The following is a 10,454-nucleotide window of genomic DNA, read 5'->3' as shown; positions in this document are numbered from 1 at the left end:
GTCGAATTTTTCAAACGCGAAACGGCGGCGCGTGAAACGCCGCTGGGGCCCGGGAATTCCGAAAACGCGCTGGCCACCATGTACGGCATGGCCATCGGCAGCGTCGCTTCGCGGCCTTCGCTGTCGACCGTCACTTCATACAGCTTGCGGTCGCTGTCGGCGCGCGTGATGCTCAGGTACAGGCGGCGCTGGAACACAGGGAAGGTGGTGGTCTGCATCGGCGGCCCCCAGAACGGATCGTAGAACGGTCCGGGTCCCCAGGGACCGAACGGACGTCCGCGCCATCCCGGATAGGTCGGGCCATACCAGAACGGATCATAGACCGGCTGGGTTACGACGACGGTGCCGGCCTGCATGCCGTAGCTGAACGCCACCTTGAGGGTCGCCTTGAAGGGCGCCTTGGCCCCGGCGGCATCCGTGAAGCCCAGGCGTTGCAGCTCGGCGCGCACCAGTTGTTCGTAATTGCGGTATTCGAGGCTGCTTTCCTGGTCCTTGGTCGGCGTGAAGACGTAGGACTTGTCCGGCAGGTCGTTCGGCCAGGCATGGAAGGCGGTGACGTCGCTGCTGATGGTGCTGGCGCAGCCTGCGAGCAGGATGCTGCTTGCAGTGAAGATGATGCCAAGCAAGCGTTTCATGATGGTTCTCCGATATTGACAAGGCAGATTGCGGCTGACGGCTTCGGTGGAAATGTTCCGGGCACTATTCTCGCCCTTTTCTGCCTATCCAATCGGTTGATTGGTAAAATCGTGTTTTGTTCCTAATGCATTCTATTGCACCTTTCCCGGGATATCCTCCATGCGCACCGATACGCCTCCGACGATTTACCGCAAAGATTACGCCGCACCGACCTATTTTGTCGACACCGTCGAAATGGGTTTCGACCTCGAACCTGAACTGACCCGCGTCGCCACGCGCATCGTGATGCAGCGCAATCCGGCGGCTCCCGGCAAGGATATCGAGCTCTACGGCGAAGAACTCGAACTGGTGCAGTTGCGCCTGAACGGCAAAACGCTGACCGCGCGCGACTACCGCATCCAGGGCGGCATCCTGCGCATCGCCGGCGCGCCCGCCAAGGTTACGCTGGAAATCGAAACCACCACGCAACCGCAGCGCAATACGTCGCTCATGGGCCTGTACGTGTCCAACGGCAATTTCTTCACGCAATGCGAAGCCGAAGGTTTCCGCAAGATCACCTACTTCCCGGACCGTCCCGACGTCATGGGCAAGTACACCGTGATGCTGCGCGCCGACAAGAAGCAATATCCGGTGTTGCTGTCGAACGGCAACCTGATCGAAGAGGGCGAGCTGCCCGGCGGCCGTCATTACGCCAAGTGGGAAGATCCGTTCAAGAAGCCGTCCTACCTGTTCGCGCTGGTGGCAGGCAAGCTGGTCTGCCAGGAAGAAAAATACAAGCTGCAATCCGGCCGCGAAGTGCTGCTGCAGGTGTGGGTGGAGGCGGGCAATCTCGACAAGACCCAGCACGCCATGGATTCGCTCAAGAACAGCATCCGCTGGGATGAAGAACGCTTCGGCCTGGAGCTCGACCTGGACCGCTTCATGATCGTCGCCGTCGGCGATTTCAACATGGGCGCGATGGAGAACAAGGGCCTCAACATCTTCAACACCAAGTTCGTGCTGGCCAATCCGCGCATCGCCACCGATGTCGACTACGCCAACATCGAAGCAGTGGTCGGCCACGAATACTTCCACAACTGGACCGGCAACCGCGTCACCTGCCGCGACTGGTTCCAGCTGTCCCTGAAGGAAGGCCTGACCGTGTTCCGCGACCAGGAATTCTCCGCCGACATGATCGGCAGCGACAGCGGTCGCGCGGTCAAGCGCATCGACGACGTGCGCGTGCTGCGCCAGGCGCAGTTCCCGGAAGACGCCGGCCCGATGGCGCATCCGGTACGTCCCGACTCCTTCGTCGAGATCAACAATTTTTATACCGTCACCGTCTACGAAAAGGGCGCCGAAGTCGTGCGCATGTACCAGACCCTGCTCGGCCGCGACGGCTTCCGCAAGGGCATGGACCTGTACTTCAAGCGCCATGACGGCCAGGCCGTGACCTGCGACGATTTCCGCGCCGCCATGGCGGATTCCAACAAGCGCGACCTCAAGCAGTTCGAGCGCTGGTACAGCCAGTCCGGCACGCCGCGCGTGGCTGCTTCGGTACGCTACGACGCCAGGGCCAGGACGCTGGAACTGACGCTGGAACAATCCTGCCCGCCGACACCCGGTCAAAAGAAAAAGCTGCCGTTCCACATCCCCGTCGCCGTTGGTCTGCTCGACCGCAAGGGCCGCGACCTGGCGCTGACGCTGGCCGGCGAAAAGACCGCCAGGTCGGCGCAGACCACCCGCGTGCTGGAACTGACGCAAGCGAAACAAACCTTCACCTTCACCAACGTCGCCGAAAAACCGGTGCCGTCGATCCTGCGCGGCTTCTCCGCGCCGGTGGTGCTGGAATACGACTACAGCGACGCCGAGCTGGCCTTCCTGATGGCGCACGACAGCGATCCGTTCAACCGCTGGGAAGCAGGCCAACGCCTCGCCACGCGCCGTCTGCTCAACCTGACCATTGCGGTGCAGGCCGCACGCCAGTCGGGCCACGTGGTCTCGGTCGATTCCGTGTTGCACAGCCTGCAGCACGACAGCGCGCTGACGGATGCCTTGCGCGCCACGCTTAACGACGCCTCGCTCGACCCGGCGTTCCGCGAACTGGTGCTGACGCTGCCGTCGGAGACCATGATCGCCGAGCAGATGGAAGTCATCGATCCGCAAGCCATCCACGCTGCGCGCCAGTTCCTGCGCCGCACGCTGGCCAAGGAGTTGAGCGCCGACCTGCTCAAGGCTTACCGCGACAATCACGACACCGGCGCCTATAGCCCCGACGCCGCTGCCTCCGGCAAGCGCGCGCTCAAGAACGTGGTGCTGTCCTACCTGGCCGAGCTCGACGACGAACAGGCCCACTCCCTGGCGCAACAGCAATGCGACAACGCCAACAACATGACCGATCGCCTGGCCGCGCTCTCCGCGCTGACCAACAGCGGCGCCGCCGGCAAGGTCAAGGCTTTGGAAGACTTCTACAACGAGTTCGAACAGGAAGCCCTGGTCATCGACAAATGGTTCACGCTGCAGGCGACTGCCCGTACCGCCGACGTCGAGACCGTGCGCACGCTGGCGCAGCATCCGGCTTTCACCCTGAAGAATCCGAACCGCGCGCGCAGCCTGATCTTCAGCTTCTGCAACGGCAATCCTTCGGCCTTCCATGCGCTCGACGGCAGCGGCTACACTTTCTGGGCCGAGCAAGTCATCGCGCTCAACGGCAGCAACCCGCAAGTCGCCGCACGCCTGGCGCGCAGCCTGGACCGCTGGCGCAAGTATTCACCGGCGCTGCAGGAAAGAATGCGCAACGCCCTGCGCCAGGTTGCCGGCACGGCCAAGCTGTCGCGCGACGTCGCCGAGGTGATCACCAAGTCGCTGGCCGATAAATAAACATGAATAACCTGACGCCTGTCAGAACACCGACCGGCGCCGCAACGAATCTGCATTGATTTTAAGAGAGAACAACATGACCAAACGCATCAGCCTTACCCAGCATCTGATCGAGCAGCAGCGTCTGCACAACAAGATCCCGTCCGAACTGCGCTTGTTGATCGAAGTCGTCGGCCGCGCCTGCAAGAGCATCAGCCACGCCGTCGGCAAGGGCGCGCTCGGTGAAGTGCTGGGCAGCGCCGGCAGCGAAAACGTGCAGGGCGAAGTGCAGAAGAAGCTGGACGTCATCTCCAATGAAATCCTGCTCGAAGCCAACGAATGGGGCGGTCACCTGGCCGGCATGGCGTCGGAAGAAATGGAAACCATCCATCCGATTCCGAACCGCTATCCAAAAGGCGAATACCTGCTGATGTTCGATCCGCTGGACGGCTCCAGCAACATCGACGTCAACGTCTCCATCGGCACCATCTTCTCGGTGCTGAAGGCGCCGGACGGCATGACCACGCCGTCGGAAAAAGACTTCCTGCAGCCGGGTACCAAGCAAGTCGCCGCCGGCTACGCCGTCTACGGCCCGCAAACCGTGCTGGTGCTGACCACCGGCGACGGCGTGCACTGCTTCACGCTGGACCGCGAAATGGGCGCCTGGGTGCTGACCCAGCGCGACATGCAGATTCCCGCGGACACCAAGGAATTCGCCATCAACGCCTCCAACGCGCGCCACTGGTATCCGCCGGTCAAGCGCTATGTCGACGAAATGCTGGCCGGCTCGACCGGTCCGCTCGGCAAGGACTTCAACATGCGCTGGATCGCCTCGATGGTCGCCGACGTACATCGCATCCTCAACCGCGGCGGCGTCTTCATGTATCCGGCCGATGCGCGTGAACCGGATAAGGCGGGCAAGCTGCGCCTGATGTACGAAGCCAACCCGATGGCCTTCATCGTCGAGCAGGCCGGCGGCGCGCCGCCACCAATGGCGACCAGCGCATCCTCGACATCCAGCCGGAGAAACTGCATCAACGCGTCGCGGTGTTCCTCGGTTCGAAGAACGAAGTCGAGCGCGTCACCGGTTATCACAAGGAATGAATTTTCCTTGTCGGATTGCGGGATGAACGAAAGGGACTTGCGAAGCAAGTCCCTTTTTTATTGCGCCGACGTGCGGTTGGCTTACCGGTTTATCGGTTTATTGGCTTATGCAGCCTTCTTCAACGCCTCCAGCAAGGTCTTGTTGAAGGCCGGGATATCATCCGGCTTGCGTGAGGTGATGAAGTTGTCGTCCTGCACCACTTCACGATCGACCCACTTGCCGCCTGCGTTCTTGAAGTCATCCTGCAAACTCGGCCAGCTGGTCACGGTGCGATCCTTCGCCAGGCCGGCCGAGATCAGCAGCCAGCCGCCGTGGCAGATCGCCGCGATCGGTTTGTGGGCCGCATTGGCCTGCTGCACGAATTCGACGGCTTCTGGCACCAGCCGCATGGCATCGCCGTTGACCACGCCGCCCGGCAACAGCACGGCGGCATAATCTTCCTGACGCGCCTGGTCGAAGGTCTTGTCGACCTTGACCTGCTCGCCCTTGTCGACATGCTTGAAGCCCTGCAGCGAACCGGCCTTGGACGAGATCACGTCGACTTTGACGCCGGCGGCTTCGAGCGCCTTCTTCGGTTCCAGCAACTCGGCTTGTTCAAAGCCGTCGGTGGCGAGGATGGCGACGCAGAGCGGTGAAGCTGAAGGGGAAGATGATGAGGATGGATTGGCCATGATGATTTCTCCATGTTGAACGGTGGTCCCGGCAGAGAATGGATTCCCCTGCCGGCAGAACGATCATCCTGCGCCCTTGCGACGACGCCGCCTATCAGCGTAGTGCTGAAGGCGGCGTCAGAATAGCGACGACGGTGATGACGGAAGCAGCTGTGGATCAGCGCCGCTGCATCAACCGCACGCTGTGGATTGCGGTGAAGCCCACCGACATCCAGATCGGGATGTACGTCCACAGCTGCGCCGCGCTCACCGTTTCATCGAGCAGGATGATCGCCACCACTACCAGCAACACCGGCTCGACATAGCCGAGGATGCCGAACAGGCCCATCGGCAACAGGCGGCTGGCGCGCAGATAGCAATCCAGCGCCACCGTGCTAAGCAGGCCGAGTCCAGGCAACAGCATCAGGTACATGTCCGGGCGTTGCCATACACCCGCAAGATTGGGGCTGATCGCCAGCGTGTACAGCGCCACCGGCGTGAGCAGGAAGATCTCCATGATGAAGATCACCATGGAATCGAGCTTGAGGCGGCGTCGCATCATGAAGTAGGGCGGATACCCCAGCGCCACCAGCAGTGTCGGCCACGAGAACGCACGCGTCATCCACAGCTCATGCAACACGCCGATGATCGCGCACACCACGGCGATGCGCTGCCAGACGTCGAGCCGCTCGTGATAGTAGAAGCGCCCGATCAGCACCATCGCCAGCGGCAGCAAAAAATACCCGAGCGACACCTCCAGTGCGCGCCCATTCACCGGCGCCCACAGGAACAGCCACAACTGCACGCCCAGCATCGCCGTCATCGCCACGAACAGTAGCGCCTGCAACGGACTGCGCAGCAATGCAACAACGGCATCGCGCAACTGCGCGCCATGTTTGCGCCAGACGATCAGCAACAACGCCGGCGGCAGCGTCCACAAGATGCGCCAGGCAAAGATGTCGAGCCCGTCCAGCGGCGTCAGCCAGCTGGTGTAGGCGGAGAGAAGGGCGAACAGCAGCGACGCCGTCACCGACAAAGCGATGCCGCGTGCCGTTTCGGAATGATTCATGAGGGAAGAGTGGTAATCGAACAAGGCACCAACATGGTGCGATGGCGATTGTAACGTCGCTGCGCCGATGCTGCTTGGGCTTATGTGAAGAAAGCATGAAGTCTCGCTGCTTCGGGACAGGCGAGGGACCTTGCCGGTGGTTTTTGCTAAAATATTGCTCCGTGCTGATGTAGCTCAGTTGGTAGAGCAACTGATTCGTAATCAGTAGGTCGGAGGTTCGATTCCTCTCATCAGCACCACTGTGCGACCGCATTGAGAGAACTTCCGGATGATGCAGAGTGTTTCCCCGGGAGTTAAACTCCGGCAGCGCTGAACGACTCGGGCCGCCGTGCCAGCAGATGAGACAGCCGTTGAAGACCCGCCAGCAAGCGTCCACGATCCTTGATGCTGCCCAAGGAGATCCGAATTGCATTCACGGACCCGTTGCCGGTTGCGAATGCCTCCGCCGGTGTGACGGCGATGCCTTCGCTGTCAGCTGCATGCGCAAGCTGTGAGGAGTTCCAATACGCCGGCAATTCGAGCCATACATGCAGGCCGTCTCCGGCGCCGCTGTACCGCCCCGCCAAGATATCCCGGGCCATCCGGTGGCGCAGGCGCGCCTCGTTGCGTACGCCTTCCATCAATCCGTCAGCCGAACCGTCGAGGATCCACTGAGTGGCCAGTGCCGCCGTCAGAGGAGCGACCATCAGCGCAAATGATCTCAGCGCGGCCAGGAAACGTTCGCGTTCGTGCGGATCGCGTATGAGCACGAAGGCGATACGCAAGCCGGGCGTCAGGCATTTCGACAGGGTTGAGATGTAATACACCTGTTCCGGGGCAAACCTGGCAATAGGCGGAGGCGGGCCATCGGCAAGAAGCCAGTAGGGATCGTCCTCGACGATGCGTACATTGCAGCGCTTCGCGATGCTGGCGAACTCCTTGCGCCGGCGTTCCGGCATGGTGACGGCGGTCGGATTCTGCAATGTCGGATTGAGGTAGACCAGCCCAGGCTTGTGTTGGCGGCACGCTTCCTCAAACCTCTCAGGCACCATCCCGTGCTCGTCTGCTTCCACCGCAATGACGTGCCGGCCTAATTGGGTCGCTGCGGCACGCAAGCCGGGATAACTCATTGGCTCTGCCAAAATAACATCGCCAGGCTCCGTCAGTGCAAGGATCAATGCAGCGATCGCCGCTTGCGCACCTGGACAGACGACAACCTGTCCAGAATCCAGATGTCCAAACATCGGCGCCAGCCATTTGGCTCCAGCCTTGCGGTTGGAGTCGCTTCCACCGGTCAGATGGTAAGTCATCAGCAATTCACTGTCGGCCCTCATCAATACTTGAGACAAACCTTGTTTCAACATGTCGTCGAAGTCCACGCCCTCCGGCGGTGGCGGGGTATTCATGCTCAGGTCGAGGATCGAGATCAATTCGACTTTTGGCGCCGCGACATAAGTACCTCGGGCGCCGCGGCCCTCCAGCAAGTTGCGGCGTCTGGCTTCGTCGTATGCGCGGGTGATCGTCGTCAGGTCGACGTCCAACTGTGCCGCCAACTGGCGCTGCGGAAGCAAACGGTCGCCCGGCTTCAGCGATCCGTCTGCCACCGCCGCCTGCAACGCATCCGCAATCTGCAAAAAACGCGGCCCGCCGTGCACGGACAATCGCGGCAACCAGATTGGCAAATTTTCATCTTGTATGTTTTTCGACTGGGACATTTTGTCTCAATGTATGGAAATTGCTTTCAAGTAGTATGCGTCAGGACGTGCAGCAACACCATCCTTGCATGGCGGTCGCTGACGTTTTCTCCTCTCTCTGGAAGTACTAAAAAATGATGGAATGGGTCCCGATAGTTTTCGTTGTGTTCAAGGTCCTCGTGCTCGGCACGGGCATGTTCTTTGCCGTCAAATGGCATTACGATCAAGGGAAGAAGGGGACGGAGAAGGAGAGGCGTGCGGTGCTACGCGCGGGCGGCAAGGTGGCCGCAATCGCGGTGCTATCGCTTCTGTGCCTGGGACTCGTCACTTTCGCCCTTGGCAGGATGCTCGGTTTGGATTTGACCTTCCCATGAACGAACCTTGCGTCCGTCGGACATCGTCGAACCCTTCATTTTTATTAATTTTATCCAACCGTTGTCAGCTTCTGGCCGATTGCAGACGAGATTCTCATCAGATCAGCCTGGGACGTAACGCTTTAAGAACATTCTGCGCTTAACAAATCGTCCTGAGGAATTTTAAAAGAGCGGGCTCTGTTCCATAGCTTACGTTGAGTCGGAACCACGGCGTGTCTTGCATGCTGCTGCGAAAAACTTTGCCCGGAGCGATCACGATGCCGGCGTCGCCGGCCAGCTTCCATATATCTGAAGAGCTCTCGAAATTCGGATGACGCAGCCAAACGAACTTGCCGCCAAGGGGCCGGCAAAAGAATTGGAAGCCCAGCGGACGCAAGGCTTTTTCCGTCTCCGCCATACTGGCGGCCAGACGCAGGCGAAGGCGTTCCACCGAGCGTCGGTATAGGCCCTCGGTCAGTGCGTGAAAAACAAATTTTTCGGCCAGTTGCGCGCTGGTGATGCTGGTAATCATCTTCATGTTGGCCAGATCGCGGATATCGGCAGCGGCAGCAGCCACATAACCGACCCGCGCCGATACCGACAAGGTCTTGGAGAAGCTGCCCACGTACAACACGCGAGAGAGCTGGTCGAGGGCGGCAATGCGCGGCACTGGTTCGCCCAGCATGTCGGCATAGACATCGTTCTCAACGATGCGGAAGTCGTATTGCTCGGCCAGGCGCAGCAGGCGATAGGCGTTGCCAGCAGAGATGGTGGAGCCGGTGGGCGTCTGCAGTATTGACTGGGTAAACATCATCCTGGGGCGGTGTAATTGCGCCAGATTTTCCAGCATATCGAGGTCGGGACCGTCGTGATTGCGACGCACCGGCAAGGGCTCGATACCTTGCATCTGCAGGTTGCTGAACAGATTGAAATAGCCGGGATCGTCCACCAGCACCTTGTCCCCTGTACGTAGCAGATAGCGGATGATCAGATCCATCGCCTGCGAGGCGCCGCCCGTCAACAGTATCTGGTCGGACTGGGTATGGATGCCCAGATCGCTCAGACGCGTCTGAAGCAGGCTGCGCAATGGTAGGTAACCATGCGGATCGCCATATTGCAGCATGGCGGAGTCGATCTTGGCCGCGACCGACTTTAGGCTGGCGCGCACCATGTCGGCATCCATCCAGTCGGTGGGCAGTTTGCCGGACGTGACATTGAGCAGTCCGTCGGCGTTGATCAGATGCGAGCGCAGTTGCCAGAGGTGGTCGAAGGCCTTGGCAAAGCTTTGCGTGGGATCGCGTTTCTGCTCCGCTGTATGGGCTCGTTTGATGAAGAAGCCGCTGCGCGGCCGCGATTCGAAATAGCCCAGCGCGACCAGGCGTTCATAGGCTTCGGCCACCGTATGCACGCTGACTGCTTGCTGTTGCGCGAACAGGCGAATCGACGTCATCTTGGTACCCGACCGCAATGTGCCCTTGTCGATCAGCTTGCGCAGCTGCTCCACAATCTGCTCCACCAGCGACATGCGCACACTGGCCGATAGATGTATCAAGGCCATTCATCATCTCCTCAATCTGTACTGTTCAAATACCTGCACAGCAAATCAAAAATATTGCAAATCTGTGCATCGCTCCATTTGTCGATGCTCTCTAACATGTGCTCATTCTACTGAATCAAGGTCTTGCCGGGTATCTGGAATCGCAAATGGCTTGCATGGAACTGACTGAATTGCGCTTCGATTCTGTCTGCAATCTGTCATGGTCGGCGGTCAACTTGATTCGGAAACATTTCAAATTTTCCAAGAGGAACGCATGAGCCTTGCCACCCCGTTTCGCGGCGCGGAGCCATCGCCGGAAACCCTGATGACGCTAAACGAGCTGATCGGCTTCAAGACCGTCAGCCGCGACTCCAATCTCGGTTTGATCGAATGGGCGCGCGATTATCTGCAGGCGCTGGGCGCCTCGGTGCGACTGACCTACGACCGTAGTACGAAAAAGGCCAATCTGTTTGCCACCTATGGCGAAGGTCCAGGTTTCGGCACGGTATTTTCTGGACACACCGATGTCGTGCCTGCCGACGGCCAGAACTGGGACAGCGATCCCTTCATCGCCACCCGGGTCCCCCCCCCCC

Annotated in this window: 7 protein-coding genes, 1 tRNA gene and 2 pseudogenes; 5 read left to right on the top strand and 5 right to left on the bottom strand. The window is 60.1% G+C overall.

From position 1 onward, the window contains the following. A partial coding sequence (locus tag HLUSI_RS0113685; protein ID WP_016834507.1) for a DUF4136 domain-containing protein occupies nucleotides 1-635 on the bottom strand: 635 nt, incomplete at its 3' end. A 160-nt stretch (nucleotides 636-795) separates the two neighbouring features. On the opposite strand from HLUSI_RS0113685, the gene pepN reads away from it, so the two are divergent. Together pepN and HLUSI_RS28650 are read left to right on the top strand one after the other, a co-directional pair. Further along, nucleotides 796-3,495, top strand: coding sequence for an aminopeptidase N (gene pepN / locus HLUSI_RS0113680; protein WP_016834506.1), 2,700 nt, complete (start codon nucleotides 796-798; stop codon nucleotides 3,493-3,495). A gap of 76 nt (nucleotides 3,496-3,571) precedes the next feature. Then, nucleotides 3,572-4,578, top strand: a pseudogene (locus HLUSI_RS28650) (class 1 fructose-bisphosphatase). Between the two features lie 105 nt (nucleotides 4,579-4,683). Here the strand turns inward: HLUSI_RS28650 and HLUSI_RS0113670 are convergent. Next, the gene (locus tag HLUSI_RS0113670; protein ID WP_029363501.1) at nucleotides 4,684-5,250 is read right to left on the bottom strand and encodes a type 1 glutamine amidotransferase domain-containing protein; all 567 of its coding nucleotides are present in this window, start codon (nucleotides 5,248-5,250) and stop codon (nucleotides 4,684-4,686) included. Nucleotides 5,251-5,407: 157 nt separating this feature from the next. Further along, the gene (gene rarD / locus HLUSI_RS0113665) at nucleotides 5,408-6,298 is read right to left on the bottom strand and encodes an EamA family transporter RarD (RefSeq protein ID WP_016834504.1); all 891 of its coding nucleotides are present in this window, start codon (nucleotides 6,296-6,298) and stop codon (nucleotides 5,408-5,410) included. A 163-nt stretch (nucleotides 6,299-6,461) separates the two neighbouring features. Here rarD and HLUSI_RS0113660 point away from each other — a divergent pair. Continuing rightward, a tRNA-Thr gene (locus tag HLUSI_RS0113660) sits at nucleotides 6,462-6,537 on the top strand. Nucleotides 6,538-6,591: 54 nt separating this feature from the next. On the opposite strand, the gene HLUSI_RS0113655 is transcribed toward HLUSI_RS0113660, so the two are convergent. Further along, nucleotides 6,592-7,992: an aminotransferase-like domain-containing protein gene (locus tag HLUSI_RS0113655; RefSeq protein ID WP_016834503.1), complete on the bottom strand. Its 1,401-nt coding sequence runs from the start codon at nucleotides 7,990-7,992 to the stop codon at nucleotides 6,592-6,594. 113 nt (nucleotides 7,993-8,105) lie between these two features. Here HLUSI_RS0113655 and HLUSI_RS0113650 point away from each other — a divergent pair, with 113 nt between their 5' ends. Then, the gene (locus tag HLUSI_RS0113650; protein ID WP_016834502.1) at nucleotides 8,106-8,345 is read left to right on the top strand and encodes a hypothetical protein; all 240 of its coding nucleotides are present in this window, start codon (nucleotides 8,106-8,108) and stop codon (nucleotides 8,343-8,345) included. A gap of 139 nt (nucleotides 8,346-8,484) precedes the next feature. On the opposite strand, the gene HLUSI_RS0113645 is transcribed toward HLUSI_RS0113650, so the two are convergent. Further along, nucleotides 8,485-9,882, bottom strand: coding sequence for an aminotransferase-like domain-containing protein (locus HLUSI_RS0113645; protein WP_029363499.1), 1,398 nt, complete (start codon nucleotides 9,880-9,882; stop codon nucleotides 8,485-8,487). Nucleotides 9,883-10,135: 253 nt separating this feature from the next. Here HLUSI_RS0113645 and HLUSI_RS28645 point away from each other — a divergent pair. Continuing rightward, a pseudogene (locus HLUSI_RS28645) lies at nucleotides 10,136-10,454 on the top strand (acetylornithine deacetylase); the annotation flags it as partial.

Source organism: Herbaspirillum lusitanum P6-12 (assembly GCF_000256565.1).
Lineage (GTDB): Bacteria > Pseudomonadota > Gammaproteobacteria > Burkholderiales > Burkholderiaceae_D > Herbaspirillum > Herbaspirillum lusitanum.
The sequence above is the reverse complement of the archived record's forward strand: the minus strand, read 5'-3'. Positions and strand labels throughout refer to the sequence as shown.

Bases quoted from the DNA above. Each gene is read 5' to 3' on its own strand.
- HLUSI_RS0113645 (WP_029363499.1), bottom strand. From the start codon at position 9,882: ATGGCCTTGATACATCTATCGGCCAGTGTGCGCATGTCGCTGGTGGAG.
- HLUSI_RS0113650 (WP_016834502.1), top strand. From the start codon at position 8,106: ATGATGGAATGGGTCCCGATAGTTTTCGTTGTGTTCAAGGTCCTCGTG.
- pepN (WP_016834506.1), top strand. From the start codon at position 796: ATGCGCACCGATACGCCTCCGACGATTTACCGCAAAGATTACGCCGCA.
- HLUSI_RS0113655 (WP_016834503.1), bottom strand. From the start codon at position 7,992: ATGTCCCAGTCGAAAAACATACAAGATGAAAATTTGCCAATCTGGTTG.
- rarD (WP_016834504.1), bottom strand. From the start codon at position 6,298: ATGAATCATTCCGAAACGGCACGCGGCATCGCTTTGTCGGTGACGGCG.
- HLUSI_RS0113670 (WP_029363501.1), bottom strand. From the start codon at position 5,250: ATGGCCAATCCATCCTCATCATCTTCCCCTTCAGCTTCACCGCTCTGC.